The organism is Streptomyces sp. NPDC090741, assembly GCF_044769045.1.
Classification (GTDB): domain Bacteria; phylum Actinomycetota; class Actinomycetes; order Streptomycetales; family Streptomycetaceae; genus Streptomyces.
Genome location: NZ_JBIVXF010000001.1, coordinates 816,023 through 842,503, shown reverse-complemented (window position 1 = coordinate 842,503; position 26,481 = coordinate 816,023). Strand labels below are relative to the sequence as shown.

Here is a 26,481-nt window from a genome sequence, read left to right as displayed (position 1 = left end):
GCCCGGAACCCCCGTAGGGATTCCGGGCCTCAGCGGTTCAAGGACGTCAGTCCTTGATCTCACAGATGGTGGCGCCGGAGGTGAGGCTGGCGCCGACTTCGGCGGTGAGGCCGACGATGGTGCCGGAGCGGTGCGCGTTCAGCGGCTGCTCCATCTTCATGGCCTCCAGGACGACGACCAGGTCGCCCTCGTTGACCTGCTGGCCCTCCTCGACCGCGACCTTGACGATCGTGCCCTGCATCGGGGACGCCAGCGTGTCGCCGGAGGCGGCCGGGCCGGACTTCTTCGCCGCGCGGCGCTTCGGCTTCGCGCCGCCCGCCGCGGCCGTGCGGGCCAGCGTCATGCCCAGCGAGGACGGGAGGGAGACCTCCAGGCGCTTGCCGCCGACCTCGACGATGACCGTCTCGCGGCCCGGCTCGTCCTCGGTGTCCTCCGCCGCCGGGGCGGCGAACGCGGGGATGTCGTTGACGAACTCGGTCTCGATCCAGCGGGTGTGGATCCGGAAGGGGTTCGAGGTGAACGCCGGGTCGGCGACGACCGCGCGGTGGAACGGGATGGCCGTGGCCATGCCCTCCACGTCGAACTCCGCCAGCGCGCGCGCCGCCCGCTGCAGGGCCTGCTCGCGCGTGGCACCCGTAACGATGAGCTTGGCGAGGAGGGAGTCCCAGGCCGGGCCGATGACCGAGCCGGACTCCACGCCCGCGTCCAGGCGGACACCGGGGCCGGAGGGGGCGTTGAACTTGGTGACGGTGCCGGGGGCCGGCAGGAAGCCGCGGCCCGGGTCCTCGCCGTTGATGCGGAACTCGAAGGAGTGCCCGCGCAGGACCGGGTCGCCGTAGCCGAGCTCCTCGCCGTCGGCGATGCGGAACATCTCGCGGACCAGGTCGATGCCGGTGACCTCTTCGGTGACCGGGTGCTCGACCTGCAGGCGGGTGTTGACCTCCAGGAAGGAGATCGTCCCGTCCGTGCCGACCAGGAACTCGACCGTGCCGGCGCCGACGTAGCCGGCCTCCTTCAGGATCGCCTTCGACGCCGCGTACAGCTCGGCGTTCTGAGCCTCCGACAGGAACGGCGCGGGGGCTTCCTCGACCAGCTTCTGGTGGCGGCGCTGGAGGGAGCAGTCGCGGGTGGAGACGACGACCACGTTGCCGTGGGAGTCGGCCAGGCACTGCGTCTCGACGTGGCGCGGCTTGTCGAGGTAGCGCTCGACGAAGCACTCGCCGCGACCGAAGGCCGCGACGGCCTCGCGGACGGCCGAGTCGTAGAGCTCGGGGACCTCTTCGAGCGTGCGGGCGACCTTCAGGCCGCGGCCGCCGCCGCCGAAGGCGGCCTTGATCGCGATCGGCAGGCCGTGCTGCTCGGCGAACGCGACGACCTCGTCGGCCCCGGAGACCGGGTCCGGGGTGCCCGCGACGAGCGGGGCGCCGGCGCGCTGGGCGATGTGACGGGCGGCGACCTTGTCACCGAGGTCGCGGATGGCCTGCGGGGGCGGGCCGATCCAGGTCAGGCCGGCGTCGAGGACGGCCTGCGCGAATTCGGCGTTCTCGGAGAGGAAGCCGTATCCGGGATGGATGGCGTCCGCGCCGGAATCGGCTGCGGCCTGCAGGACCTTGGAGATGTCCAGGTAGCTGCCGGCCGGGGTGTCACCGCCCAACGCGAAAGCTTCGTCGGCCGCGCGGACATGCAGAGCGTCCCGGTCCGGATCGGCGTAGACGGCTACGCTTGCGATTCCGGCATCCCGGCAGGCCCGAGCAACGCGGACAGCGATTTCGCCACGGTTGGCGATGAGCACCTTGCGCACGATGGCTCCCTCCTTGAAACAAGCTGAGTTTAGGGACAGCCCACACGGCGTTTCGACCCTTCCCTAGAGGTGACCTTGCCCACACGGAGTGTGATTCGAGTCCGCCTCGAGCGAGGAAAGCCCTTGTGGCGCCCCAGGTCAGGGGGATCCCCGACTGCACAGTAACCCCGTCACCCATCCGAGGTCTCTGTTCCCCCGGTCAGCGGGCCCCGGTGATTCTTTGTCGAGTCCCTACGAACCGCCCACACATTCTTTGCGTGATCGCCGGCGCGGGCACCTCACGTAACGAAGCTGCCCGGACCCCTTGTCCGTACGTTTACCCGTTAGTAGCCTCCAGGGCGTCGAACAGGCTTGTGGTCACTGTGGGGCCGGGGGACGTACGGCCGGGACTTGTGGGGAGGGGTGGGTCGTCGTGGGCGTCGTGCTGCGCAGACTCGTGGCCGGACTGGCCGCGATCGTGCTCGTCGCCGAGGCGGCGGTGCTGGTCCTTGTCCACGTCGTGCTGGGGAAGACCACCCACAACCAGTCGATGTCCATCGCGGGCATGGATCCGGATGTCATGTCCACGGCGACGTACGCGATGGGGGCTGGCATCGGCGCGTTCCTGCTCCTGTGCGCCGTGCTCCTCGCCGTGGCGGCCGTACGCGACCGCGCGCCCGGCACCTTCGCCCGTGTCGTGCTCGTCACCGCCGCCGTCACCCACGGGGTGCTCGGCGCCCTCGCCGTGGGGCTGGTCGGCTGGGGCGCCTTCGCGGTGATGATGCTGATCCTGTGCCTGCTGGTCCTGACCCTGATGCTCTACGCGGCCCGGGGCGCGGACGGGGCGGCCCCGGAGGGCGCCCCTGACGGCCGGGACGCCCCGCCTGCGCCGCTCGGGGAGCTCAAGCCCACAAATCCGTGATCGACACGCCCAGTTCGCCCAGCAGGGACCGCAGCAGGGGCAACGACAGCCCGATGACGTTCCCGTGGTCGCCGTCGATGCCCTCGATGAACGGAGCCGACAGCCCGTCCAGGGTGAAGGCCCCGGCCACGTGCAGCGGCTCGCCGCTCGCCACGTACGCGGCCACCTCGGCGTCCGTCGGCTCGCCGAACCGGACCGTCGTGGAGGCGGTGGCCGACACCTGACGCCCGGTCGCCGTGTCGATCACGCAGTGCCCGGTGCGCAGGACCCCGGCCCGCCCGCGCATCGACTTCCAGCGGGCGGTGGCCTCCTCGGCGTCCGCCGGCTTGCCGAGCGCCTCGCCGTCCAGCTCCAGCACCGAGTCGCAGCCGATCACCAGGGCGCCCGCGGCCTCGTCCAGGGCCGCCACGACGCCCGCCTTGGCCTCGGCCAGCGCCAGCGCCAGCTCGGCCGGGGTCTCCGCGCTGAGCGCGTCCTCGTCGAAGTGGCTGACGATCACGTGCGGGGCCAGCCCGGCCTGCCGCAGCAGGTTCAGCCGGGCGGGCGAGGCGGAGGCGAGGACGAGGGCGTGGGCCGGGGCCTGGGCAGCAGCAGTCATGCCCGCCATCGTAGGCGCGGGCCTCACGCCCCCGGCACGCCCTAGAAGCCCACCCCCAGCACGTACACGACCACCAGCATCGCGAGGACGACCACCACGGTCATCCGCCGGACCATCGCCTGCACGTCGCGCATGTCCTTGGGCGGCTCGTTCTTCGGGTCTGACCAGAGCATGCCCCGATCCTGGCCCCGCGGACCGGTGTGGCGCCTGAGTACGGGTACTCAGGCGCCACAGTCCGTTCACACCATCTTCACGACCGGCCGGTGGGCTAACCGGGCCAGTACGTACGGGCCCACGCGCGCGGCCCCGGCTGCGGCAGCGTCCGCCGGGCCACCCGGGCCGGCGCCGACCACTCGTCCGCCACCCGTGCGGCGCCCGACGGTGCCGACGCCAGCACCGCCGCGCGCGCTTGGACCACCGCCAGTGCGGCGGCCAGCTCCTCGGGCGTCGGGTTCCCCTTGACGACCTTGATCACCACGGGACTGCCTCCTAGCGTCGTAGCGTCCTAGAGGGGGATGTTGCCGTGCTTCTTCGGGGGCAGGGACTCCCGCTTGGTGCGCAGCTGCCGCAGCCCCTTGACCACGTGGGTCCGGGTCTCCGACGGCATGGTCACCGCGTCGATGTAACCGCGCTCGGCGGCCGTGTACGGGTTCAGCAGCGTGTCCTCGTACTCGGCGATGAGCCGGGCCCGCGTCTCCTCGGCGGTGCCCGCCTCCTCCGCCTCGGCGATGGCACGCCGGTGCAGGATGTTGACCGCGCCCTGCGCGCCCATGACGGCGATCTGCGCGGTCGGCCAGGCCAGGTTCAGGTCCGCGCCGAGGTGCTTGGAGCCCATGACGTCGTACGCGCCGCCGAAGGCCTTGCGGGTGATGACGGTGATCAGGGGGACGGTGGCCTCGGCGTAGGCGTAGATCAGCTTCGCGCCGCGCCGGATGATTCCGTTGTACTCCTGGTCCGTGCCCGGCAGGAAGCCCGGAACGTCCACGAACGTCAGCACCGGGACGTTGAAGGCGTCGCAGGTCCGCACGAAGCGGGCGGCCTTCTCGGAGGCGTTGATGTCCAGGCAGCCGGCGAACTGCATCGGCTGGTTGGCGACGATGCCCACCGGGTGCCCCTCGACCCGGCCGAAGCCGGTGAGGATGTTCGGCGCGAACAGCGACTGCGTCTCCAGGAACTCCCCGTCGTCGAGCACGTGCTCGATCACGGTGTGCATGTCGTAGGGCTGGTTCGCGCTGTCCGGGATCAGTACGTCGAGCTCGCGGTCGGTGTCGGTGACCTCGGTGTCCGCCTCCTCCGGGAAGGCCGGCGGCTCGGAGAGGTTGTTCGACGGCAGGTACGCCAGCAGGGACTTCACGTACTCGACGGCGTCCTTCTCGTCCCCGGCCATGTGGTGGGCCACGCCGGAGGTCGAGTTGTGGGTGCGCGCGCCGCCGAGCTCCTCGAAGCCCACGTCCTCGCCGGTGACCGTCTTGATGACGTCCGGGCCGGTGATGAACATGTGCGAGGTCTGGTCGACCATCACGGTGAAGTCGGTGATGGCGGGGGAGTACACGGCGCCGCCGGCGCAGGGCCCGACGATCAGGCTGATCTGCGGGATCACCCCGGACGCGTGCACGTTGCGGCGGAAGATCTCGCCGTACATGCCCAGCGCGCTGACGCCCTCCTGGATGCGGGCGCCGCCGGAGTCGTTGATGCCGACGAGCGGGCAGCCGGTCTTCAGGGCGAAGTCCATGACCTTCATGATCTTCTGGCCGTAGACCTCGCCGAGGGCCCCGCCGAAGACCGTGAAGTCCTGGGAGAACACGGCCACCGGGCGGCCGTCCACCGTGCCGTAGCCGGTGACGACGCCGTCGCCGTAGGGGCGGGTCTTCTCCAGCCCGAAGGCGGTCGACCGGTGCCGGGCGAACTCGTCGAGCTCGACGAAGGACCCCTCGTCCAGCAGCAGGGCGACCCGCTCACGCGCCGTCAGCTTCCCCTTGGCGTGCTGCTTCTCCACCGCGCGCGCGGACCCGGCGTGAGTGGCTTCGTCGATGCGGCGCTGCAGGTCCGCGATCTTGCCCGCGGTCGTGTGCATGTCGATCGGCTCTGAGGGTTGTGACATCGGGGTCGCGGCTCCCTGTGTGGTGTCAACTGCCTGGTCAATTGATTGACTACTGCTGGCTACTGGTGCGTAGCGTATCGGCGGGCATGGCGCTCGGCAGTGCGGCGTTTGACACACCTACTGTGGGTTGCATGACGCCATCAGATGCATCAGGTGCGGCTTCCACCGGCCGCTGGTCGAGCCTTGAGCGGCCGCCTTTGAGCGCCGCCGCGCTGGAGCGGGCCCTCGTCGCCGGCGGGGGGCTGTGGAGCTCGGTCGAGGTGGTCGCCGCCACCGGATCCACCAACACCGATCTCGCCGCCCGGGCCGGGGGGCTGCCCGAGGGGGCCGTGCTCGTCGCCGAGGAGCAGACCGCCGGGCGCGGGCGGCTCGACCGCAGCTGGGTCGCGCCCCCGCGGTCCGGGCTGTTCTTCTCGGTGCTGCTCAAGCCGGGCGACTCCGTACCGCAGGAGCGGTGGGGGTGGCTGACCCTGCTGGCCGGTGTGGCCGCGGCGAACGGGCTGTCCCGGGCCGCCGGCGTGGACACGGCCCTCAAGTGGCCCAACGACCTGCTCGTCACCGTGAACGGCGAGGAGCGCAAGACCGGCGGCATCCTCGCCGAGCGGGTCGGCGACGGGGTCGTGATCGGGATCGGGCTCAACGTCACCCTGACCGAGGACGAGCTGCCGGTGCCGGAAGCCGGGTCGCTGATCCTGGCCAAGGCCGCCGTGACGGACCGGGAACCCCTGCTCAAGGCCGTACTGCGCTCCCTGGAGCAGCGGTACGGGGACTGGCGGGCGGCGGGCGGGGACCCGGCCGCCAGCGGGCTCCAGGAGGCGTACGCGGCGGACTGCGTGACCCTCGGCCGGCACGTACGGGCGGACCTGCCCGGCGGGCGCACGCTCACCGGGACGGCGGAAGCGGTCGACGCGGACGGGCGGCTCGTGATCCGTACGGCCGAGGACAAGCACGAGGCCGTGGGGGCCGGGGACGTCGTCCACCTGCGGTCGGTGCGGTAGCCGGCCCGGCGCTGCGGCCACGGCTGCGGGGAGTGGGGAGTGAGCTACGGCACACCTGCCGTATGGTTTAGGCGATCCCGGTCCTCCCGGTGATCACCCGGTTCGGCAGGGCAGTGTGCACGGAATGGACAGGAGGCGGCCCTTGACCGTCGACGACTCTACGTCCGGCGCGTCCGCCCCGCGGACGGGTGGTCCGGGGCCGGCCGGCCCGGGGTCCACCGGTCCGGGCACCCCGATCGGGCGCGACCAGCACACTCCCCACCACGAGGTCGACCACACCGCACAGCCGACGGCGGACCCGCTCGCCATCCGGCTGGAGCAGCTGATCCTGGGCGCGGAGCGCCGGTACACCCCGTTCCAGGCGGCCCGCAGCGCCGGCGTCTCGATGGAGCTCGCCTCCCGCTTCTGGCGGGCCATGGGCTTCGCGGACATCGGCCAGGCCAAGGCGCTGACGGAGGCCGACGTACTGGCGCTGCGCCGGCTCGCGGGCCTGGTCGAGGCCGGGCTGCTGAGCGAGCCGATGGCCGTGCAGGTGGCACGGTCCACGGGGCAGACCACCGCCCGGCTGGCGGAATGGCAGATCGACTCCTTCCTGGAGGGCCTGACGGAGCCGCCGGAGCCGGGAATGACCCGTACGGAGGTCACGTACCCGCTGGTCGAGCTGCTGCTGCCGGAGCTGGAGGAGTTCCTCGTCTACGTGTGGCGCCGCCAGCTGGCGGCGGCCACCGGGCGGGTGGTGCAGGTGGCGGACGACGAGGAGATGGTCGACCGGCGGCTCGCGGTGGGCTTCGCGGACCTGGTCGGCTTCACGCGCCTGACGCGGCGGCTGGAGGAGGAGGAGCTCGGCGAGCTCGTCGAGTCCTTCGAGACGACCTCGGCGGACCTCGTGGCCGCGCACGGCGGCCGGCTGATCAAGACGCTGGGCGACGAGGTGCTGTACTGCGCCGACGACGCGGCCACGGCGGCGGAGATCGCGCTGCGGCTGATCGAGACGATGGAAGCGGACGCCCAGATGCCGGAGCTGCGCGTCGGCATGGCGTTCGGGACGGTGACGACCCGGATGGGCGACGTCTTCGGGACCACCGTGAACCTGGCCTCGCGGCTGACGTCGATAGCGCCGAAGGACGCGGTGCTGGTCGACGGGGCGATGGCGGAGGAGCTGGGGCGTACGGGCGCGGCGCCGGTCTCCGAGAAGGAGGCCGAGGCGGAGGAGGGCGGCGGTGCGTACCGCTTCGCGCTCCAGCCGATGTGGCAGCGGCCGGTGCGCGGTCTGGGGGTCGTGGAGCCCTGGTCGCTGACGCGGCGGAAGCCTAAGATCCCCGGGTAACGTTCGTTAACCGGGAGGGTCGCGGTGGTCGCTGTGTCTGAGTTCGTGGCTGTGCGCCGTCATGAGGACGGGGTCGCGGAGCTGGTCCTGGACCGGCCGAAGGCGATGAACGCGGTGTCGACGGAGATGGCGCGGGCCATCGGCGACACGTGCGCGGAGCTCGCGGCGGACGCGTCGGTACGGGTGGTCGTGCTGTCGTCGGCGGTGGAGCGGGCGTTCTGCGTCGGGGCCGACCTCAAGGAGCGCAACTCGCTCTCCGACGCCGAGCTGGTGCGGCAGCGGCCGACCACGCGGGGCGCGTACGGGGGCGTGCTGGAGCTGCCGATGCCGACGATCGCGGCGGTGCACGGGTTCGCGCTCGGCGGCGGCTTCGAGCTGGCGCTGGCGTGCGACGTGATCGTGGCGGACGAGACGGCGGTGGTCGGGCTGCCGGAGGTCTCCGTGGGCGTGATCCCGGGCGGCGGCGGTACGCAGCTGCTGCCGCGGCGCGTGGGTGCGGCGCGGGCGGCGGAACTGATCTTCACGGCGCGGCGGGTGGAGGCGGCGGAGGCGCTGTCGCTGGGCCTGGTCGACTCGGTGGTCCCGGCGGGCACGGACCGGGCCGAGGCGCTCGCCCTGGCGGCCCGTATGGCGGCGAACTCCCCGGTGGGCCTGCGGGCGGCAAAGCGCGCCCTGCGCCTGGGCCACGGGATGGACCTGACGGCGGGCCTGGAGATCGAGGACGCGGCCTGGCGGACGGTGGCCTTCTCGGGGGACCGCGCGGAGGGCGTGGCGGCGTTCAACGAGAAGCGCCGCCCCAACTGGCCGGGCCGCTAGCCGTACGTCGCAAGATCGCGGCGATTGTCGGCAAATCTGACAAAACTCCCTAACCTGGAGTGATGGGAGTCGACGGGCGGCTGCGAGCCGTCGTGGGGCTGGCGCAGGCCATGGCCGCCGCATGTGCACCGCGGGACGGCGTCCGGGCCGCGGCCCGCGGGGCCCGGCTCGCGATGGACGGCTCCTTCGCCGCGATCTCCGCCTGGGAGCGCGAGCGCGGCCGGCTCCGCGTGCTCGTGAACGAGGGCGGGCTGCGGGGCGGGGAAGAGGAGTTTCCCGAGGACGAGTCCTATCCCGTCCACGACTTTCCCGAGATCACCGAGTTCCTGCACGAGCGGTGGGTCGGGGGCGGCGGGCCGCACGCCTGGGTGGAAGGGGCCGGCGGCGGCCGCCCCGGGCGGCGCGGCGAGGCCCTGCGCCGCCGCGGCCGCGGGACCTGCGTGGTCGCGCCCATCGTGCTCAGCGGCCGCGCCTGGGGCGAGCTGTACGTCGCCCGCGACGCCGGCCTGCCCGACTTCGACGCGGACGACGCCGAGTTCGCGACCGTACTGGCCGCCGTCGTCGCCGCCGGCCTCGCGCAGAACGAGCGGCTGGAGGAGGCCCGCCGCCTCGCCTTCACCGATCCCCTGACCGGCCTCGCCAACCGGCGCGCCGTCGACATGCGGCTCGACGAGGCCCTGGAGGAGCACCGGCGCGGCGCCGCCGTGGTCAGCCTCGTCGTATGCGACCTGAACGGGCTCAAGAAGGTCAACGACACCCTCGGGCACGCCATGGGCGACCGGCTGCTGGAGCGGTTCGGGTCGGTGCTCAGCCTCTGCGGGGCCATGCTGCCCGGCGCGCTCGTCGCCCGGCTCGGCGGCGACGAGTTCTGCCTGGTCAGCGTCGGGCCCCCGGCCGACGAGGTGGTACGGGTCACCGAGGAGCTGTGCCTGCGCGCCGCCGAGCTGGAGCTCGGGGAGGGCGTGGCCTGCGGGGTGGCGTCCACCGGGGACCCGATCGGGCCCGTGAAGTCCTCCCGGCGGCTGTTCCGGCTGGCCGACGCCGCCCAGTACAAGGCCAAGGCCGCCCGCTCCCCGAAGCCCGTGGTCGCAGGCCGCGACACCGCCGTCGTCCGCTTGGCCGATGCCGCTGCCGCGCAGGAGGTGCCGGGGGAGCGGCGCCGCTTCCGCGGCCGGTCTTGACCCGCTCCCGTGCCGAGCCGCGCGAGGGGCGCGTGAAGAGGGGTGACATGAAGCGATTCAGTCCGTAGGCTGCTGAATATGGATATGCACACTGTCGTGGTGGGGACGTCCGGGACCACCGCCGAGGACGTCATCGCCGTCGCCCGCGGCAACGCGCGGATCGAGCTGTCCGGCGAGGCGCTCGACGCCCTCGCCCGCGCCCGCGCGATCGTCGACGCCCTCGCCGCCAAGCCCGAACCCGTCTACGGGGTGTCCACCGGCTTCGGCGCCCTCGCCTCCCGGCACATCAGCCCCGAGCTGCGCGCCCAGCTCCAGCGCAACATCGTCCGCTCGCACGCCGCCGGCATGGGCCCGCGCGTCGAGCGGGAGGTCGTGCGCGCCCTGATGTTCCTGCGCCTGAAGACCGTCGCCTCCGGCCACACCGGCGTCCGGCCGTCCGTCGCGCAGACGATGGCCGACGTACTCAACGCCGGCATCACGCCCGTCGTCCACGAGTACGGCTCGCTCGGCTGCTCCGGCGACCTCGCGCCGCTCTCGCACTGCGCACTCACCCTGATGGGCGAAGGCGACGCCGAGGGTCCGGACGGGGTCGTGCGCCCCGCCGGCGAGCTGCTCGCCGAGGCCGGGATCCAGCCCGTCGAGCTCAAGGAGAAGGAGGGCCTCGCCCTCCTCAACGGCACCGACGGCATGCTCGGCATGCTGGTCATGGCCCTCGCCGACCTCGGCAAGCTCTACAAGTCCGCCGACATCACCGCCGCGCTGACCCTCGAAGCGCTGCTCGGCACCGAGAAGGTGCTCGCGCCCGAGCTGCACGCCATCCGCCCGCACCCGGGCCAGGGCGCCTCCGCCGCGAACATGGCCGCCGTCCTGAAGGGCTCCGGGCTCACCGGGCACTTCCAGGAGGAGTCCGCCCCGCGCGTGCAGGACGCCTACTCGGTGCGCTGCGCCCCGCAGGTCGCCGGCGCCGGCCGCGACACCATGGCGCACGCCGCCCTCGTCGCCTCGCGCGAGCTGGCCTCCGCCGTCGACAACCCGGTGGTGCTGCCCGACGGGCGCGTGGAGTCCAACGGCAACTTCCACGGCGCGCCGGTCGCGTACGTCCTGGACTTCCTGGCGATCGCGGCGGCCGACCTCGGCTCCATCGCGGAGCGCCGCACCGACCGGCTGCTCGACAAGAACCGCTCGCACGGGCTGCCGCCGTTCCTGGCGGACGACGCCGGTGTCGACTCCGGTCTGATGATCGCCCAGTACACGCAGGCCGCCCTGGTCAGCGAGATGAAGCGGCTGGCCGTGCCGGCCTCCGCCGACTCGATCCCGTCCTCCGCCATGCAGGAGGACCACGTCTCGATGGGCTGGTCGGCCGCGCGCAAGCTCCGTACCGCCGTGGACAACCTGACCCGGATCATCGCGATCGAGCTGTACGCGGCCACCCGGGCCATCGAGCTGCGGCACGGGCTCACCCCTGCCCCGGCGAGCCGGGCGGCCATCGCGGCGGCTCGGGCGGCCGGTGTGGAGGGTCCCGGGCCGGATCGTTTCCTCGCCCCCGACCTGGCCGCGGCCGACGCGTTCGTCCGCAGTGGCGGCCTCGTCGCGGCGGTGGAGCCGGTGACGGGCCCGCTCGCCTAAGTCGTACTCGCACCGCGAAGGGCCGCTCCCGGGAGTCCCCGGGGGCGGCCCTTCGGCGCGTGTTCGTACGGGCGCTACGCGCGCGAGCGGCGTACGGAATAGGTGACGAACCCGGCCCCGAGGCCCAGGCAGAGCGTGCCGCCCAGCAGGTACGGGGTGGTGTCGATCCCGCCGGTGTCGGCGAGCCCCAGCGGAACCTGACCGGCGCTCTGGGCGGTGTCGCCGGAAGCGTCCGAGGACTGCGCCACCAGCGTGGTCACCGACCCGGTACCCGCCGTGTTGGCGGACTCCGGCGCGGCGGAACCGGAACCAGAACCGGAACCGGAGGACATGGAGGATTCGGACCCCGCGGACCCCGGTGCGGTGGCGTTCGCCGAGGGCACGAACCAGAGGGCGGCGAGGAGGCTGGTCGCCCCGAGAGCGGTGAGCAGCGGTCGACGTGCGGACACGGTGCGATCCCCCTTGCGGACGCAGCGAATTGGCCGTGTGCGGTGATGCTACGGACAAGGGCGGGTCGTGGGAAAGTCGGGGCTGCCGCGGGCTTACGCTCCGTCGTATGAACCCTTCTGACACATCACGATACGTCCGGCTTCGAGTGGATTTGGTACTGGAAGTGCCCGACGCCGATGCGCTCACCAGCGCCGCGCTCGCGCACATCGAAGCCGACGAGTTCATGCCGGACGAGGAGCGCGGCCACGCCGAATCGGCGGTACGGGAAGACGAATCGGAGGCGCTCGCATACCTCGTCGACCCCACTGACCTGGTCGCGGACATCCCCGGGGTGGAGCTGGCGCAGGCCTCCTGGAGCAGCGAGCCCGTCGAATACGACCCCGAGTCCATGGAGTGGGACCTGGGCGAGGAAGATGGGGAGTACGACGAAGAGACGACCGACAACGCCTGACCGTGTGGTTGCCCACATTCAAACGGGATGTGGAACCGATCCGGCCCTTCAACGCGTTGACTGGTGCGGGGCAGGGGGCGTGTCTCCCTGCCTTGATCGGGGCACCACCGGCGGTCGCCGGGGGAAGCCCGGGGGTTCTGGCAACGATGGAGTGGCGTGTGAGGACGGACAAGAAGCGGCGGAGAAGGTCCCTGGTGGCCATATCCGCCGTACTCGGTGGCGTGCTGATGCTCTCGGCCTGCGGTGGGGGCGACGAAGGCAAGGCCAAGGGCGGCGACGCGAGCAGCGGCAAGTCCCAGTCGGACGTGGACGCGGCCGCGGCCAAGGACGCCTCCAAGGCCAAGATGACGATCACGCCGAAGGACGGCGCGACCAATGTCGGCCTGAACGACGCGACCAACGTCGCCGTCGCCGACGGCACCCTCACGGCGGTCGAGCTGAAGACCTCCGAGGGCGCGGCCGTGGCCGGCAAGATAGCCGCCGACGGCAAGAGCTGGAAGCCGGACGCCGCGCTGAAGCGCTCCACGAAGTACGTCCTGGCCGCGACCGCCAAGGACGAGGCCGGCAAGGAGGCGCACGAGAACGCGTCCTTCACCACCGTCTCCCCGGAGAACAGCTTCGTCGGCTCGTTCATACCGGACGACGGCCAGACGGTCGGCGTGGGCATGCCGGTCTCGATCACGTTCAACAAGCCGATCAAGGACCAGAAGGCGGTCCAGGCGGCGATCACCGTCAGCTCCAGCAGCGGCCAGGAGGTCGTCGGGCACTGGTTCAGCGCGCAGCGCCTGGACTTCCGCCCCGAGCAGTACTGGCAGGCCGGCTCCACCGTCACGCTGAAGCTGGCGCTGGACGGGGTGCAGGGCGCCCCCGGCGTCCAGGGCGTGCAGAACCGGACCGCCACCTTCAAGATCGGCCGCAGCCAGGTCTCGACGGTCGACGCGAAGACGAAGAAGATGACCGTCACCCGGGACGGCGCGGTCCTCAAGACCATCCCGATCTCGGCGGGCTCCCCGGAGAACCCGACGTACAACGGCCAGATGGTGATCTCCGAGAAGTTCAAGGAGACCCGGATGGACGGCTCCACTGTCGGCTTCAAGAACAGTGAGGGCAAGGGCGAGTACGACATCAAGGACGTCCCGCACGCGATGCGGCTGTCCCAGTCCGGCACGTTCATCCACGGCAACTACTGGGGATCGGACTCGATCTTCGGCAGCGTGAACACGAGCCACGGCTGTGTCGGTCTGAACGACGCCCAGGGTGCCAACGACCCGAACCAGCCCGCTGCCTGGCTCTACGACAACTCGCTCATCGGTGACGTGGTCACGGTGGTCAACTCGCCGGACAAGACCATCAAGCCGGACAACGGCCTCAACGGCTGGAACATGAGCTGGGCGGACTGGAAGGCCGGCACGGCCGCCTGACCTCCGGTTTCGACCGACCGGTTCGACCGACCGGTTCGACCGACCGGTTCGACCGACCGGTTCGACCGACCCCCGCGGATGGCGGGGAGCCCCCGGAAACGGCGAGGCTCCCCGCCATCCGTCGTAGCTCAGGCGGTAGCCCCGTCAGGGGACGAAGCAGCCGAAGAAGGAGCGGCAGGGGCGGCGGAGGGAGCCGACGGAGCGGCGGCGGGCGCCGACCAGGAGGCCAGCATCCGCAGCGCGTCCTGCGAGGGGGAACCCGGCGCCGCGTGGTAGGTGACCAGGACCTGTGCCGAGTCGCCCGGCAGGGCCAGCGTCTCGAAAGACAGGGACAGTTCGCCGACCAAGGGGTGCCGCAGGTTCTTCACCCCGTGCGTCTTGTTGTCCGCAAGCGTGTGCGCCGCCCACAGCCGGCGGAACTCCTCGTTCTTCACCGACAGCTCACCGACCAGCGCCGACAGCTGTTCGTCGTCCGGGTGCTCGCCCGCGTACATGCGCAGACTGCTCACGACCCGGCAGGCCAGGCAGTCCCAGTCCGCGTAGAGCTCGGCCGCCGCCGGGTCCAGGAACACCAGCCGCACCAGGTTCCGCTCCTGGGGCGGCAGCAGGCCGAAGTCCCCGAACACCGCCGCAGCCAGCCGGTTCCACCCGATGACGTCCTGCCGCCGCCCCAGGAGGTACGCGGGCACCCCGTCCATCGCGTCCATCAGCGTCCGCAGCTCCGGACGCACGTGCTCCGCCCGGTACTGCCTCGCGCGCTGCCTGCGGGGTCTGGGGCGGGCCAGGTGGGTCAGGTGGGCCGTCTCCGTGCCGTCCAGGCGCAGCGCCCGGGCGATCGCGTCGAGCACCTCGGCGGACACGTTCTGGCCGTGCCCCTGTTCGAGCCGCGTGTAGTACGCCACCGAGACGCCCGCCAGCTGCGCCAGCTCCTCGCGGCGCAGCCCCGGTACGCGGCGGTGGCGCCCGTAGTCCGGCAGGCCGACGTCCGAGGGGCGCAGCCGCGCGCGGCGGGAGCGGAGGAACTCGCCCAGTTCGGCACGCTGATCAAGCTGGTCCATGACGCCAGTATCGCCGGGCGGCCGTCGCGGCGGGACCGTGTTCCTGACCCCGTCAGGGGTAGGACCGCCGGTCCTAGGCAGGACAGGGGGCTGGGTGGCGGGCCGGCGGTTCGGCATCTTTGGCTCCACCGCAGATCTTCCGCAGCGTTCGAGGAGCCCTCCCATGTCCGTCACCCAGGTCGCCGCCTACGCCGCCCCCGCCGCGAAGGCCCCGCTGGAGCGCACCACCGTGCCGCGCCGCCCCGTCGGCCAGCACGATGTCCTCATCGAGGTCAAGTACGCCGGCATCTGCCACTCCGACATCCACCAGGTCCGCGACGGCTGGGGCGAGGGCATCTACCCGATGGTCCCGGGGCACGAGATCGCCGGTGTCGTCGCCGAAGTCGGCCCGGGCGTCACGAAGTTCGCGGTCGGCGACCACGTCGGCGTCGGCTGCTTCGTGGACTCCTGCCGGGAGTGCGAGTACTGCCTGCGCGGGCAGGAGCAGTTCTGCGTCAAGGGCATGACCGGCACGTACAACGCCCTCGACAAGCAGGGCGAGCCCACGTACGGCGGCTACTCCACGCACCTCGTCGTCGACGAGAACTACACCGTCCGCATCCCCGACGGCCTGTCCCTCGACGTCGCGGCCCCGCTGCTGTGCGCCGGGATCACCCTGTACTCCCCGCTGAAGCACTGGCAGGCGGGCCCCGGCAAGAAGGTCGCGATCGTCGGCCTGGGCGGGCTCGGCCACATGGGCGTGAAGATAGCGGCGGCCCTCGGCGCGGAGGTCACCGTCCTCTCGCAGTCGCTGCGCAAGCAGGAGGACGGCCTGCGGCTGGGCGCCTCGCACTACTACGCCACGAGCGACGAGGCCACCTTCGAGAAGCTGGCCGGCAGCTTCGACCTGGTCATCTCGACGGTCTCGGCCCCGCTCGGCCTCGACGCGTACCTGGGCCTGCTCAAGGTCGACGGCGCGCTCGTGAACGTCGGCGCCCCGGAGGAGCCGGTCGAGCTGAACCTGTTCTCCGTCATCCAGGGCCGCAAGACCCTGGCCGGCTCGATGATCGGCGGCATCGCCGAGACCCAGGAGATGCTGGACTTCTGCGCCGAGCACGGCCTGGGCTCGGAGATCGAACTGATCCCCGCCGCCGAGATCAACGCCGCGTACGACCGGGTCCTGGCCAGCGACGTCCGCTACCGCTTCGTGATCGACGCCTCGACGATCTGACAGCATCAGGCGCCCGGGGCGGACCGGCCGACCGGCGGACCGACCGACCGCCGCGCTAGCCGCGCGGACGGAGGACGGAGAGGAAGACGCGCAGGCGATGGCGCGGTCCCCGCCCCCAGCCGTTGTACAGGTGCGCGTAGGCGGCTCGCGCCACAGCGCCCGGCGCCGCATGGTGGGCGCTGACACCCAGCATGCTCCGTGCTGTCGCACGCTTGATCCGGACCACGGGCGGAGCGTATTTCTTGGCCATCAGGACCATGATGAGTTCCAGGATCCGGCGTGCTTCCGGTTCTCGATCACCTCTCCAGGCGCCCAGGGCGGCAAGGTTTACCCACGCCAGGTGTCCGCAGTCTTCGTCACCGACCTCCAGAGCGATGGTGAGACTCCTTTCGAAGAGCCGGATCGCCTCCTGCTGGTTCGACTCCTCGTGCACGTCCCTGCGCAGTGTGAGGATGGCCAGGTCTCTGAGGGCATGGACCTCAGGCCGGCCACCCGCACTGCCCCCGAGCAGTCTCACGGCCTTCTCGTAGTGGGCCGCGGCCTCTGCTTCACCATGGGTCCGCAGTGCGGCATCGCCGAGCAGGACCAGAACGGTCGCCTGGCCCGGGCGGTTCCTCAGTTCTTCCTGGATGCGCAGAGCCTTCGTGAAATACGACTCCGCGTCCGCGAAGCGACGCTCTGCCATGGCGAGGTGGCCGCGGCACTTCAGTGTGCCGGCCTCGCCGTCGCGATCGCCGAGGTGCTCCATGATGTCGAGTTCGTCGCGGAACAGGGTGTCCGCCCGGTCGGCCAGGTGCCCGCGCGCCGCGAAATGGGCACGGGCATGCAGGACGCGTGAGCGGAGTACGGGATCCTCGTGGGTGTCGGCCAGCTCCGTGGCCTGTGCCAGCAGCCGCTCCTCCGTGTCGGTCTTCCCGTCGAATCGTGCGAGCTTCGCGAGCGCGAGGAGGCTCAGTGCCTCCTTCGCCGGATCTCCCTCGGACCGGTTGATTTCGACCGATCGCCGTAGGAGGGGCTCGGCCTCGTTCGGGCGGCCCGTATCGATGAGCAGGGTGCCCAAGTTGTGCAGGATCACTGCCTCTGCGTGGCTCTCGGAGGCGTCCCGGTATTCCGCCAGGAGGGTGCGGTACTGCGTCTCCGCTTCCTCCTCCCGGCCGGTTCTGCGCAGGAGTGTGCACAGGCGGTTGAGCGTGTCATCGGCGGCGTAGGAGTCTTCCGTCTCCTTGAAGAGCTCCGCTGCTTCCCGATAGAGGGATTCGGCCTCACCGTCTTGTTCGTTCGACTCCGCGAGCATGATCGCCAGTGACTTCATCGTCCTGGCCCGGCCGAAGCCGTCTCCGATCGCCCGGTGCTCTTCCAGCGCCTGACGGTAGAGGCCCTCCGCCCACTCGGACGCCCCGTCCGTGCTGTGGCTCAGATCCGCCCTGCGCCGCAGCGCGTCCGCGGCGCAGATGTGGTCGCCCACCGCGAGCAGGAGCGCACGGGCTTCCTCCAACATGCGCGCTGCCGCAGTGGGGTCGGACGCGGTCCGGAGTCTGGCCAGGGTCCGCAGCAGGTGCCCGCTGGCCTTCGTCATGCCCAGCGACCGGTTAATGCGCAGCGCCCGCTCGTACAGGACCACCGCCTCGTCGGATCCGTCCTTCTCGGCGACCTGGCCCAGCAGTTTCAGTGTCTGGGCCTGCCCCTTCTTGTCGTGCGCACCATGAAAGCTGTCGTAGGCCTGGCGCAGCAGCGATGCGGCATCGTCGTCGCGATCCTGGTCGAGTGCGATGCGTCCGCCCGTGAGGGCCGCCGATGCGGCCATGGCCGGGAAGTGCCGGAAGGTGTGCGGTGCCTGCTCCGGAGCGGTGACGATCTCGACGAGCCGGACCACCTCGTCCGTGTCGCCGACGCGCTCCAGCTCGTGCTGCCGCTGCTGCCAAGCGTCCACGCAGGTGGCGTCGCCCGTGGCGAACCGGTGGTAGGCCTCGTCCATGAAGCTGCTCCGTGCAGCGAAGTACGCTGCCGCGCGCTCGTGCAACGCCTGCCGGTAGGACGGCTCTTCGTGGTCGAGGTAGGTGAGGACGGCCAGCCGCACCAGATCGTGCATGCGCCGCTCCGGTCGCCCCTGGGGCTCTTGGACCACGCGCATGAAGGAGTAGCCGCACAGCGTCTCGTACCACTCCGGCGACAGCCGCGTCTCTTCGAGGAGGATGCCCACCGCCTCTTTCGACACGCTGCGCAGCGTGGCCGCGGCCAGCACCACGCGGCGCTGCTCGCGTGGCAGGCGTTGCATGAAGTGGTTGGGAAGCCATTCGTGGGCCGCCCGTCCGGCGGCGGCCTCGGCCAGCCACTGAGGTGTGATGGCCTCGTCGGCGTCGCGGCTGTGTCTGGCGAGCTCGGCCACGAGGGCGGTCCAGACCGGCACTCCCCGGCACACCATGTGCACGGGACGGCTCAACTTCTGGGCGTCGAGGCCGCAGGAATCGAGGTACTGGAACGTGTGCTCCAGCGTCCACTCGGTCAGCTCGACCCGCTCCGCGACGATGTGGGCGGGCAGGTACTCCACCGGCTCGCGTCCGGCCAGTACCACCCTCAGCCCGCGTGCCTCGTCGAGGAGTCTGGGCAGCAGCACGCTGGCGAACCACTGGCCGACACCCCCCTGGCGATCGCTGTGCTCGGAGGATCCGGCAGTGGCGTCGGTAAGGAGGCGCAGGCGCTCGCTCGTGTCCAGCATCAGCACGCAGCGGCGGCGGCGCAGGCTGCGGGCCAGCCGGCACAACTCGTCGGTGAGGACGTCCCGGTCGACGGACGTCCTCGCCTGCCTGGCGTCCACGTGGACGGAGGTCCCGGAGACGGAGCTGGCCTCGATGGCCTGCACGTGCGTGTTGACGTACGTCGACGTTGCGGTCGACGCGGCGCGCAGCCGTGATCGGAACCGTGCGTAGCGGCGGCGTGCGAGAAGGGGGTGTGCGGACCAGTTCGCTATGACGCGGGCAATGCTGTCCACCAGCACGGTCGCCAGGTCCCGCCCCAACTCCCCGGACTGCGCGTCCACGGCCAGCAGCGGATCCAGATCGATCAGTTCGCAGCGGCGCGGTGCGGTCGGGCTCTGGCGGATGTGCCGCAGCAGGGACGACTTCCCCTGCCCCGAGACACCCCAGTACACGAGAGTCCTGTCCGGTGAGGCGCCGGTGGACATCAGGCGGCCGAATGCCGCCAGCGGCTCCTCGCGGTCGGTGAACAGTCCTGCATCGGCGCGCATCCCGTCCTCCCCAAATCCAAGAACCGGCATCACAGTACGGAGGATTGGCGCCATGTCGGTGGGAAGTTGCATCATAGTCAGGCGACTTGTCGGACTGTCCGCGAAATCATCACTCGGGGAGCTTCATGGCAGGGATCAAGCCCGGTGTGGGCGCCGCACTTTCCGTGACGCTCAGCGCTGCCACCGGCTACGTCACCAACATGGTCACCGACGAGTGGAACTGGTCCCTGGGCATCGCCCTGGGGGTGTTCGTCGCGGCCGCTGCCGCACTCGCGTGGTGGGACCGCGCTCACACCGACACGGGGCCCCGGCGCACGACCGTCCGGCAGACGGCCGAGGGAGGTTCCACCATCACCGGAGGCGCCATCACGGCGCGGCTCGGATCCGACGTCACGGAGAACGCCGTGAACCGGGGGACGATCCGGAATTCCACGATCGAAGCGGGCAACGCGGCCCAGGTGGAGCGCAAGGCGGACGACAGCCGGATCGAGGACAACCAGATCGTCACGGACTGAGCCGGGTGGACCGGGGTGGCATCCAGCCACACCCGGTCCGAGTGCAGGGCGTACGGGGCCCGTCAGGCATCGGCCCCCGGGGGCGGGGCTGTCAGCCGTCGGCGCGGGCCACGCCGATCGGGCAGCTCACGCCCGTGCCGCCGATGCCGCAGTAGCCGTCCGGGTTCTTGTCCAGGTACTGCTGGTGGTAGGGCTCCGCCGGCCAGAAGGGGCGCTCCGCCGCCGGGAGGACCGCCGTCGTGATCTCGCCGTAGCCCGACGACACCAGGACCTGCTGGTACGCGGTGCGGGAGGCCTCGGCCTCCGCCTGCTGGGCCTCGGAGTGGGTGTAGATCGCCGAGCGGTACTGGGTGCCGACGTCGTTGCCCTGGCGGAAGCCCTGGGTGGGGTTGTGCGACTCCCAGAACAGCTTCAGGAGGGTGGCGTACGAAACCTGCGCCGGGTCGAAGACCACGCGTACGACCTCGGTGTGGCCGGTCCGGCCCGAGCACACCTCGTCGTACGTCGGGTTCTCGGTGAACCCGCCCTGGTAGCCGGCCAGCGTGGTCCACACCCCCGGGGTCTGCCAGAACTTGCGCTCCGCGCCCCAGAAGCAGCCCAGACCGAAGTCGGCCACCTCCAGCCCGGCCGGGTACGGGCCGGCGAGCGGGTTGCCGAGGACGGTGTGCCGGTCCGGGAGCGAGAACTGCGGGGTCGCGCGGCCCTGAAGGGCCTCCTCGCGGGTGGGGAGCTCGGGCGTGCGGCGGTACGAGAACATGATTCCCTCCTAGTGGTGCTCCCTTCAACGGACGGGGGCGGACCTGGATTCCCCCAGGCCCGCCCCCGGCCGCCACGTCATACTTCCGTCATTTCCTGCGGCTCACGCGCCCGGCCCGGCCGTCGCCGGCACTGCCCGGTTCCGGGCGTACAGGTACCGCCCCTTCGGTGTCCCCGAGTAGTACCAGGGCAGCGCGCCGATGTACCCGTAGACGACCCCCGCGGGCCGCGCCGGGTCAGTGGGGCAGGGTCGCCGGGGAGCCGCCGTTGGCCTCGTAGCCGGCGACCGCCAGGGCGCGGAACACCGCGTACTGGGCCGCCGGGTCCGGGGAGGCCGACCACGGGAGGGCGCCGACGTAGCCGTCGATGTGGCGGATCTGCTCCATCGCCTCCGCCCAGCGCTCCATCGGCACCAGGAAGGACAGCAGCATGTGCCGTACGTGCGCCAGCATCGGGTCGTCCTGGCGGGCGCTGTGCACCGCGTACAGCGCGCCCTCCACGGCCCGGGTCACCACCGACCCCTGCCAGAAGTTCGTCAGGACGACGTCCGGCACGTGCTCGTACACCGCGAACAGCGGCAGCGCCGCCAGCAGCGAGCCCTGCGGGGCGCGGGCGGCCGCCGCGTGCGCGAAGGCGTCCGACTTCTCCCGCGAGCCGTGCCACTTCTCGCACCAGTAGTGCAGCGCCGCCAGGTGCGCGCCCATGTGCGCCGGCGCCACGTCGATGACCTTCGCCCAGAGTGCGTCGAACTCCGCCTCCGAGTACCCCAGCGCCCGCGCCACCGCCAGCTCCGTGATGTGCGGGACCGGGTCGCCCGGCGCCAGCAGCGCCGCCTTGCGGCACGCCTCCCGGGCCTCCTCCAGGATGATCCGGTGGTCCGTGGAACCCACGCCGCCCGAATGCCGCCACGCCTGCTGCACCAGCAGCTCCGCGTGCACCTGCGCGCCGCCCGCGTCCTTCTCCGCCTCCAGCCGCCACGCCTTCAGCCAGCGCGCGCCGACCCCGGGCTCCGCGACCAGCTCCAGCGCCGCGGCCCCGCCGAAGGCCTGGACCCGCTGCCAGCGCGGCTCGCCCTCCTTCGGGGTCCCGGCCAGCAGCTGGGACGCCGCCTGCCATTGCCCGGTGCGCTGCACGGCCTCCAGGGCGTCCATCAGATCGTCGTCGGGCCCCGGGACCCGGATGTCCAGGCGCTCCTGGCGGGCGAAACCGTAGTTCTCGGGGTCGGCCGCGTCCGGGCTGCCCGGCGGAACCAGGCGCAGGTTGCCGCCCCGCCTGCGCCGTATGTACGGGCTGAAGGCGGCCACGAGCAGGCCGAGCGCGATCAGGAACCACAGAATCTCCATGCCCCCCAGCGAACCAGACGCACCCGCGCGAAGGCCAATGCCCCAGCCGCCCTCCGGCCCGGCACCCCATAAGCTCTGCCCATGAGCGACGACAGCCACGAGCACCAGAGCTTCGAGACCCGCGCGATCCACGCGGGCAACACGGCGGACCCGCAGACCGGCGCGGTCGTGCCCCCGATCTACCAGGTGTCCACGTACAAGCAGGACGGCGTCGGCGGACTCCGCGGCGGTTACGAGTACAGCCGCAGCGGCAACCCGACCCGGACCGCGCTGGAGGAGAACCTCGCGGCGCTGGAGGGCGGGGCCCGCGGCCTGGCCTTCGCCTCCGGCCTCGCCGCCGAGGACTGCCTGCTGCGCACGCTGCTCTCCCCGGGCGACCACGTGGTCATCCCGAACGACGCCTACGGCGGCACCTTCCGCCTCTTCGCGAAGGTCGTCTCCCGCTGGGGCGTGGAGTGGTCGGTGGCCGACACCTCCGACGCGGCGTCCGTACGGGCCGCCCTGACCCCGAAGACCAAGGTCATCTGGGTCGAGACCCCCTCCAACCCGCTGCTCGGCATCACCGACATCGCCGTCGTCGCCGACATCGCGCGGTCGGCCGGCGCCAAGCTGGTCGTGGACAACACCTTCGCCTCCCCCTACCTCCAGCAGCCCCTCGCGCTCGGCGCGGACGTGGTCGTGCACTCGCTGACCAAGTACATGGGCGGCCACTCCGACGTGGTCGGCGGCGCGCTGGTGGCCGCGGACGCGGCGCTGGGCGAGGAACTGGCGTACCACCAGAACGCGATGGGCGCCGTGGCCGGCCCCTTCGACTCCTGGGTCGTGCTGCGCGGCATCAAGACCCTCGCGGTGCGCATGGACCGGCACGCGGAGAACGCCGAGAAGATCGTGGAGCTGCTCAAGCGCCACCCGAAGGTCACCAAGGTCCTCTACCCGGGCCTGGCCGAGCACCCGGGCCACGAGATCGCCGCCAAGCAGATGCGCAACTTCGGCGGAATGATCTCCTTCCAGGTCGCCGGCGGCGAGGAGGAGGCCGTCGCGGTCTGCGGGCGCACCAAGATCTTCACTCTGGCCGAGTCCCTCGGCGGCGTCGAGTCCCTCATCGAGCACCCGGGCCGCATGACCCACGCCTCGGTGGCCGGCTCGGCCCTGGAGGTCCCGGCGGACCTGATCCGCGTCTCGGTGGGCATCGAGAACGCCGACGACCTGATCGCGGACCTGACCCAGGCCCTCGGCTAGTCATTTCCGTACGACGAGAGCGGCCGGGCGGTGGCTACCAGCCCTCCAGGGGCGGGGAGACACCGCTCGGCGGCACCTCCCACGGGCGGGTCAGCGAGGCCCACACCGCGAAGGCCACCGCCGCCGCGGCGAGCAGCGTCCAGCCGACCCGGCGCAGCGCCCGCCGGCGGCGCAGCAGCCGGCCCCCGCGGGCCGCGGCACTCGCCGCCAGCCCGGCCGGAACCACCGGGCGGGGGCCCTCCAGCAGCCGCCTGACCTGGTCCTCCTTGCGGTCGGGGGCGCTCATGCCGCCTCCTGGGAGCGCACGGCGGCCACGGCCCGGGTGCACAGCGCCCGCACCCGCTCGACCGGCAGTCCCAGCTGGGCGGCCGTGACCTCCTCGGCGACGCCCTCGTACACGCGCAGCACCAGTACGAGCCGCTCCAGCGGGCCGAGCGGCGCGAGGACCCCCGTACCGCCGTGGTGGCGCCAGCCGGTGCGGGCGAAGGCGGCGCACAGCTCCTGGCGGGTGTGGTCGTACGGGTCGTCGCCGCGCACCCGGCGCCACTGCACGTACGTACGGGCCAGCGCGCCCGCGAGCAGCCGGCGGGCGGCGGCGGGCTCGGTCTCCGGCTCGGCGGTCAGCAGGACGGCGACGTGCAGGAGCCGCCCCGCCGCACCTGCGACGAAGGCCTCGAACTCCGCGTAGGTGCCCGGCCCGTGGTCGTCCACAGGCCACATAGTGGGGGCAGGGGGACCGCCCGGCCAAGAGGTCGGACGGACTCCGGATCGAGCCGGCGGATCAGGAAGCGGGGCCCGCCTCCGACACGGCGCCCATCAGCTCCGACAGCGAGCCGTTGAACCGGGTCAGCAGCCCGGTGAACGACTCGCGCTCCTCCTCGGACCAGCCGTCCGTCACCCGGGCCATCAGCTCGCGCCGCGAGGAGCGGACCTCCTCCAGCCGCGCGAGCCCGCGCGGGGAGAGCGCGAGGACCACGGCCCGCCCGTCCTCCGGGTGCGAGGTGCGCTTGACCAGGCCGCTGTCGACGAGCGGCGCGACCTGGCGGGTGACGGTGGAGGAGTCGATGCCCATGCCGCCGGCGAGCGCCTTGACGCCCATCGGGCCTTCCAGGTCGAGCCGGTTCAGCAGCAGGTACGCGGCGCGGTCCATCGAGTTGCGGGCCTGGCCGACCCCGCCCAGGCGGGTCTGCTCCGCGCGCCGGGCGAAGACGGCCACCTGGTGCTGGAGCGCGTCGAGGAGCCCGGCTTCGGCGGACGCCTCGGCCGCCGTGGGCAGGTCGGAATTGGCCGGGTTGGAGGGCATGGCCGTGAGCTCTCTTCGCGTGGGGCCGACAAGGTTGGGGGACAGAGTACGCGGCCGTGGGGCGGCCCGTACGCCTCGTACGAGAACTGATACGGGCAGTACGGACCGAGGCCGCGAGCCCGTCCCGGATGGCGTGATTTCGCCCCCTGTGGGCCCCCGGAGCCCTGCCCTCCGGCGCCTGTCGCCTCGGGCACGTGCCCGGTCCGGAAGGCCTGGCTCCGATGCCCGGCTCCACCGCGGGGTTCCGCTGACCGGACCGTGATCCCCGGGGGCTGCGAGACTGGCGGCATGAACTACCGCGTGCCCGTGCCCGTTCCGCAGGTCATCCTCGACGACGTCCGGGGGGCCCAGAAGATGCTCTCCGGCGTCGCCCGGGTCACGCCGATGGAAGGCAGCCGGCACCTGACCGCCCTCACCGGCTCCCCGGTCCACTTCAAGTGCGAGAACCTCCAGCGGACCGGCTCCTTCAAGCTGCGCGGCGCGTACGTGCGCATCGCCGGCCTGCGTCCCGAGCAGCGGGCCGCAGGCGTGGTCGCGGCCAGCGCGGGCAACCACGCCCAGGGCGTGGCCCTGGCCTCCTCCCTCCTCGGCGTCCGCTCGACGGTGTTCATGCCGGTCGGGGCGCCGCTGCCGAAGGTGGCGGCGACGCGGGAGTACGGGGCCGAGGTGCGGATGCACGGGCAGGTCGTCGACGAGACCCTGGCGGCGGCCGAGGAGTACGCGGACCGCACCGGGGCGGTGTTCATCCACCCGTTCGACCACCGCGACATCATCGCGGGCCAGGGCACGGTCGGCCTGGAGATCCTGGAGCAGTGCCCGGAGGTGCGGACGATCCTCGTCGGCATCGGAGGCGGCGGCCTCGCGGCGGGCATCGCGGTCGCCGTGAAGGCGCTGCGGCCGGACGTGAAGGTGATCGGCGTCCAGGCGGAGGGCGCCGCCGCCTACCCGCCCTCGCTGCGGGTCGGGCACCCGGTATCGATCGACAACCCGGTCACGATGGCCGACGGAATCAAGGTCGGCCGCCCCGGCGACATCCCCTTCCACATCATCGGGGACCTCCTCGACGGCGTCCGCACCGTCTCCGAGGACGCCCTCTCCAGTGCCCTGCTGCTCTGCCTGGAGCGCGCCAAGCTCGTCGTCGAGCCGGCCGGGTGCAGCCCGGTGGCCGCCCTGCTGAGCCGGCCCGAGCTGTACGGGGGCGGCGGCCCGGTGGTGGCGGTCCTGTCCGGCGGGAACATCGACCCGCTGCTGCTCCAGCGGATCCTGCGGCACGGCATGGCGGCGGCGGGCCGCTACCTCTCGCTGCGGCTGCGCGTGGCGGACCGGCCGGGGGCGCTGGCCGGGCTCCTGGCGGTGCTGTCGACCGTGGATGCGAACGTGCTGGACGTGAGCCACGTACGGACCGACCCGCGGCTGGGGCTCACGGAGGTGGAGGTGGAGCTGCACCTGGAGACCAAGGGCCAGGAGCACTGCGCCGAGGTCGCGCGCTCGCTCCACGCCGCCGGATACATGGTGATGAGCTAGCTCTTGTCCCCTTCGCCGGTGACACAGGGGTGCGGAATCCGGCCGTTTGTGTGAGACTCCCGGCCACGTTCACATGGGGTGGGAGTCTCTCGGTGCACATTCGCGTCAGACCGCAAACGGCGGCAGTCATCGCTCTTGCCGCCTCGGCGGCCCTCGCCCTCGCGGGCTGCTCGTCCTCCGACGGATCCGGTGCGGCGGCGGCGCCGAAGCCCGCGGCCGCCGGGTCCCAGTCGGCCAAACCCTCCGCGAAGGCCACCGGGGCGCCGCTCGGCCGCGACGCCGTGGACGACGAGGTCAAGTCCTCGCTGCGCGCGGCGGGTCTGGACCCCGAGAAGGGGAAGGGCTCGGGCGACACGAACATGACGAAGAACGCGAGCGTGGTCGACTGGACCGCGGTCACGACCACGCAGCAGGCGGAGTGGGCCCTGCCGCGGCTCGGCGAGCAACTCAAGCACCTCGGCTGGCGGGAGACGGCGCCGCAGAGCTACGAGAAGACGGACTGGGTGCTGCTGATCGGCAGCACGAAGCAGTCGAGCACGGTGAACCTGAAATCGGGCGAGAGCCTGCTCACCGTGAACGTCACCTACCTCGGCGCGGGTTGAGGCACGCGGGCCGACG

General features: G+C 72.0%; 26 protein-coding genes. 13 read left to right on the top strand and 13 right to left on the bottom strand.

Annotated elements, in window-relative coordinates:
• Positions 1–46 precede the first annotated feature (46 nt).
• Positions 47–1,801, bottom strand: a complete 1,755-nt coding sequence (locus ACIQU4_RS03905; protein ID WP_403725368.1) for an acetyl/propionyl/methylcrotonyl-CoA carboxylase subunit alpha — start codon at positions 1,799–1,801, stop codon at positions 47–49.
• Between the two features lie 412 nt (positions 1,802–2,213).
• On the opposite strand from ACIQU4_RS03905, the gene ACIQU4_RS03900 reads away from it, so the two are divergent.
• A complete protein-coding gene (locus ACIQU4_RS03900) occupies positions 2,214–2,702 on the top strand; it encodes a hypothetical protein (protein WP_403725366.1) in 489 nt (162 codons plus the stop codon).
• On the opposite strand, the gene ACIQU4_RS03895 is transcribed toward ACIQU4_RS03900, so the two are convergent.
• The 4 genes from ACIQU4_RS03895 to ACIQU4_RS03880 form a co-directional block, all read right to left on the bottom strand.
• Positions 2,683–3,309: a nucleoside triphosphate pyrophosphatase gene (locus ACIQU4_RS03895; protein WP_403725989.1), complete on the bottom strand. Its 627-nt coding sequence runs from the start codon at positions 3,307–3,309 to the stop codon at positions 2,683–2,685. The genes ACIQU4_RS03900 and ACIQU4_RS03895 overlap by 20 nt on opposite strands.
• 32 nt (positions 3,310–3,341) lie before the next feature.
• Entirely contained in the window at positions 3,342–3,473 is a 132-nt protein-coding gene (gene mmpB, locus ACIQU4_RS03890) for a morphogenic membrane protein MmpB (protein WP_398905097.1), read from the bottom strand.
• A gap of 95 nt (positions 3,474–3,568) precedes the next feature.
• Entirely contained in the window at positions 3,569–3,775 is a 207-nt protein-coding gene (locus ACIQU4_RS03885) for an acyl-CoA carboxylase epsilon subunit (RefSeq protein ID WP_134074421.1), read from the bottom strand.
• A gap of 30 nt (positions 3,776–3,805) precedes the next feature.
• Entirely contained in the window at positions 3,806–5,401 is a 1,596-nt protein-coding gene (locus ACIQU4_RS03880; RefSeq protein ID WP_403725363.1) for an acyl-CoA carboxylase subunit beta, read from the bottom strand.
• A gap of 131 nt (positions 5,402–5,532) precedes the next feature.
• Here ACIQU4_RS03880 and ACIQU4_RS03875 point away from each other — a divergent pair, with 131 nt between their 5' ends.
• The 5 genes from ACIQU4_RS03875 (at position 5,533) to hutH (ending at position 11,349) form a co-directional block, all read left to right on the top strand.
• Positions 5,533–6,399, top strand: a complete 867-nt coding sequence (locus ACIQU4_RS03875) for a biotin--[acetyl-CoA-carboxylase] ligase (protein ID WP_403725362.1) — start codon at positions 5,533–5,535, stop codon at positions 6,397–6,399.
• A 142-nt stretch (positions 6,400–6,541) separates the two neighbouring features.
• Positions 6,542–7,726, top strand: a complete 1,185-nt coding sequence (locus ACIQU4_RS03870; protein ID WP_030155001.1) for an adenylate/guanylate cyclase domain-containing protein — start codon at positions 6,542–6,544, stop codon at positions 7,724–7,726.
• Positions 7,727–7,750: 24 nt separating this feature from the next.
• The gene (locus ACIQU4_RS03865) at positions 7,751–8,542 is read left to right on the top strand and encodes an enoyl-CoA hydratase/isomerase family protein (protein WP_403725359.1); all 792 of its coding nucleotides are present in this window, start codon (positions 7,751–7,753) and stop codon (positions 8,540–8,542) included.
• Positions 8,543–8,604: 62 nt separating this feature from the next.
• Entirely contained in the window at positions 8,605–9,723 is a 1,119-nt protein-coding gene (locus ACIQU4_RS03860; protein WP_403725357.1) for a diguanylate cyclase domain-containing protein, read from the top strand.
• Positions 9,724–9,807: 84 nt separating this feature from the next.
• On the top strand, positions 9,808–11,349 hold the full coding sequence (gene hutH, locus ACIQU4_RS03855) for a histidine ammonia-lyase (protein ID WP_403725986.1): 1,542 nt from the start codon (positions 9,808–9,810) through the stop codon (positions 11,347–11,349).
• Positions 11,350–11,423: 74 nt separating this feature from the next.
• On the opposite strand, the gene ACIQU4_RS03850 is transcribed toward hutH, so the two are convergent.
• Positions 11,424–11,798, bottom strand: coding sequence for a hypothetical protein (locus ACIQU4_RS03850; RefSeq protein ID WP_403725354.1), 375 nt, complete (start codon positions 11,796–11,798; stop codon positions 11,424–11,426).
• A gap of 164 nt (positions 11,799–11,962) precedes the next feature.
• Between ACIQU4_RS03850 and ACIQU4_RS03845 the strand changes: the two genes are divergently transcribed.
• Positions 11,963–12,250, top strand: coding sequence for a hypothetical protein (locus ACIQU4_RS03845; protein ID WP_403725351.1), 288 nt, complete (start codon positions 11,963–11,965; stop codon positions 12,248–12,250).
• Positions 12,251–12,396: 146 nt separating this feature from the next.
• Positions 12,397–13,671: an Ig-like domain-containing protein gene (locus ACIQU4_RS03840; RefSeq protein ID WP_403725349.1), complete on the top strand. Its 1,275-nt coding sequence runs from the start codon at positions 12,397–12,399 to the stop codon at positions 13,669–13,671.
• Between the two features lie 128 nt (positions 13,672–13,799).
• Here ACIQU4_RS03840 and ACIQU4_RS03835 read toward each other — a convergent pair whose 3' ends face one another.
• Entirely contained in the window at positions 13,800–14,729 is a 930-nt protein-coding gene (locus ACIQU4_RS03835) for a helix-turn-helix transcriptional regulator (protein WP_403725348.1), read from the bottom strand.
• 163 nt (positions 14,730–14,892) lie between these two features.
• Between ACIQU4_RS03835 and ACIQU4_RS03830 the strand changes: the two genes are divergently transcribed.
• Complete coding sequence (locus ACIQU4_RS03830; RefSeq protein ID WP_403725346.1) at positions 14,893–15,939, top strand: NAD(P)-dependent alcohol dehydrogenase; 1,047 nt, start codon at positions 14,893–14,895, stop codon at positions 15,937–15,939.
• Between the two features lie 55 nt (positions 15,940–15,994).
• Here ACIQU4_RS03830 and ACIQU4_RS03825 read toward each other — a convergent pair whose 3' ends face one another.
• Positions 15,995–19,183 carry a tetratricopeptide repeat protein gene (locus tag ACIQU4_RS03825; RefSeq protein WP_403725343.1) on the bottom strand — a complete coding sequence of 1,063 codons (3,189 nt, stop codon included), beginning with the start codon at positions 19,181–19,183 and terminating at the stop codon, positions 15,995–15,997.
• A gap of 125 nt (positions 19,184–19,308) precedes the next feature.
• Here ACIQU4_RS03825 and ACIQU4_RS03820 point away from each other — a divergent pair, with 125 nt between their 5' ends.
• Complete coding sequence (locus ACIQU4_RS03820; RefSeq protein WP_403725341.1) at positions 19,309–19,698, top strand: hypothetical protein; 390 nt, start codon at positions 19,309–19,311, stop codon at positions 19,696–19,698.
• A 91-nt stretch (positions 19,699–19,789) separates the two neighbouring features.
• On the opposite strand, the gene msrA is transcribed toward ACIQU4_RS03820, so the two are convergent.
• A complete protein-coding gene (gene msrA / locus ACIQU4_RS03815; protein WP_403725338.1) occupies positions 19,790–20,455 on the bottom strand; it encodes a peptide-methionine (S)-S-oxide reductase MsrA in 666 nt (221 codons plus the stop codon).
• Positions 20,456–20,690: 235 nt separating this feature from the next.
• Positions 20,691–21,797, bottom strand: a complete 1,107-nt coding sequence (locus tag ACIQU4_RS03810; RefSeq protein ID WP_403725336.1) for a hypothetical protein — start codon at positions 21,795–21,797, stop codon at positions 20,691–20,693.
• Between the two features lie 81 nt (positions 21,798–21,878).
• On the opposite strand from ACIQU4_RS03810, the gene ACIQU4_RS03805 reads away from it, so the two are divergent.
• Positions 21,879–23,036 carry a cystathionine gamma-synthase gene (locus ACIQU4_RS03805; protein ID WP_403725334.1) on the top strand — a complete coding sequence of 386 codons (1,158 nt, stop codon included), beginning with the start codon at positions 21,879–21,881 and terminating at the stop codon, positions 23,034–23,036.
• 34 nt (positions 23,037–23,070) lie between these two features.
• On the opposite strand, the gene ACIQU4_RS03800 is transcribed toward ACIQU4_RS03805, so the two are convergent.
• The 3 genes from ACIQU4_RS03800 to ACIQU4_RS03790 all read right to left on the bottom strand — a co-directional run bounded on the left by ACIQU4_RS03800 (position 23,071) and on the right by ACIQU4_RS03790 (position 24,339).
• The gene (locus tag ACIQU4_RS03800) at positions 23,071–23,322 is read right to left on the bottom strand and encodes a hypothetical protein (RefSeq protein WP_403725332.1); all 252 of its coding nucleotides are present in this window, start codon (positions 23,320–23,322) and stop codon (positions 23,071–23,073) included.
• Positions 23,319–23,747, bottom strand: coding sequence for a sigma factor-like helix-turn-helix DNA-binding protein (locus ACIQU4_RS03795; RefSeq protein ID WP_403725329.1), 429 nt, complete (start codon positions 23,745–23,747; stop codon positions 23,319–23,321). Before ACIQU4_RS03795 ends, ACIQU4_RS03800 begins: the two co-directional genes overlap by 4 nt.
• 70 nt (positions 23,748–23,817) lie before the next feature.
• The gene (locus ACIQU4_RS03790; protein ID WP_403725326.1) at positions 23,818–24,339 is read right to left on the bottom strand and encodes a MarR family winged helix-turn-helix transcriptional regulator; all 522 of its coding nucleotides are present in this window, start codon (positions 24,337–24,339) and stop codon (positions 23,818–23,820) included.
• A gap of 288 nt (positions 24,340–24,627) precedes the next feature.
• On the opposite strand from ACIQU4_RS03790, the gene ilvA reads away from it, so the two are divergent.
• Entirely contained in the window at positions 24,628–25,863 is a 1,236-nt protein-coding gene (ilvA, locus tag ACIQU4_RS03785) for a threonine ammonia-lyase (protein WP_385579855.1), read from the top strand.
• 92 nt (positions 25,864–25,955) lie between these two features.
• Positions 25,956–26,465 carry a hypothetical protein gene (locus ACIQU4_RS03780; protein ID WP_403725324.1) on the top strand — a complete coding sequence of 170 codons (510 nt, stop codon included), beginning with the start codon at positions 25,956–25,958 and terminating at the stop codon, positions 26,463–26,465.
• The last annotated feature ends 16 nt before the right edge of the window (positions 26,466–26,481 follow it).

Coding starts and splice junctions, on each gene's coding strand:
- ACIQU4_RS03895 (WP_403725989.1), bottom strand. CDS start 3,309: ATGGCGGGCATGACTGCTGCTGCCCAGGCCCCGGCCCACGCCCTCGTC.
- mmpB (WP_398905097.1), bottom strand. CDS start 3,473: ATGCTCTGGTCAGACCCGAAGAACGAGCCGCCCAAGGACATGCGCGAC.
- ACIQU4_RS03880 (WP_403725363.1), bottom strand. CDS start 5,401: ATGTCACAACCCTCAGAGCCGATCGACATGCACACGACCGCGGGCAAG.
- ACIQU4_RS03875 (WP_403725362.1), top strand. CDS start 5,533: ATGACGCCATCAGATGCATCAGGTGCGGCTTCCACCGGCCGCTGGTCG.
- ACIQU4_RS03860 (WP_403725357.1), top strand. CDS start 8,605: ATGGGAGTCGACGGGCGGCTGCGAGCCGTCGTGGGGCTGGCGCAGGCC.
- hutH (WP_403725986.1), top strand. CDS start 9,808: ATGCACACTGTCGTGGTGGGGACGTCCGGGACCACCGCCGAGGACGTC.
- ACIQU4_RS03840 (WP_403725349.1), top strand. CDS start 12,397: ATGGAGTGGCGTGTGAGGACGGACAAGAAGCGGCGGAGAAGGTCCCTG.
- ACIQU4_RS03835 (WP_403725348.1), bottom strand. CDS start 14,729: ATGGACCAGCTTGATCAGCGTGCCGAACTGGGCGAGTTCCTCCGCTCC.
- ACIQU4_RS03830 (WP_403725346.1), top strand. CDS start 14,893: ATGTCCGTCACCCAGGTCGCCGCCTACGCCGCCCCCGCCGCGAAGGCC.
- ACIQU4_RS03825 (WP_403725343.1), bottom strand. CDS start 19,183: ATGCGCGCCGATGCAGGACTGTTCACCGACCGCGAGGAGCCGCTGGCG.
- ACIQU4_RS03820 (WP_403725341.1), top strand. CDS start 19,309: ATGGCAGGGATCAAGCCCGGTGTGGGCGCCGCACTTTCCGTGACGCTC.
- msrA (WP_403725338.1), bottom strand. CDS start 20,455: ATGTTCTCGTACCGCCGCACGCCCGAGCTCCCCACCCGCGAGGAGGCC.
- ACIQU4_RS03810 (WP_403725336.1), bottom strand. CDS start 21,797: ATGGAGATTCTGTGGTTCCTGATCGCGCTCGGCCTGCTCGTGGCCGCC.
- ACIQU4_RS03805 (WP_403725334.1), top strand. CDS start 21,879: ATGAGCGACGACAGCCACGAGCACCAGAGCTTCGAGACCCGCGCGATC.
- ACIQU4_RS03800 (WP_403725332.1), bottom strand. CDS start 23,322: ATGAGCGCCCCCGACCGCAAGGAGGACCAGGTCAGGCGGCTGCTGGAG.
- ACIQU4_RS03790 (WP_403725326.1), bottom strand. CDS start 24,339: ATGCCCTCCAACCCGGCCAATTCCGACCTGCCCACGGCGGCCGAGGCG.
- ilvA (WP_385579855.1), top strand. CDS start 24,628: ATGAACTACCGCGTGCCCGTGCCCGTTCCGCAGGTCATCCTCGACGAC.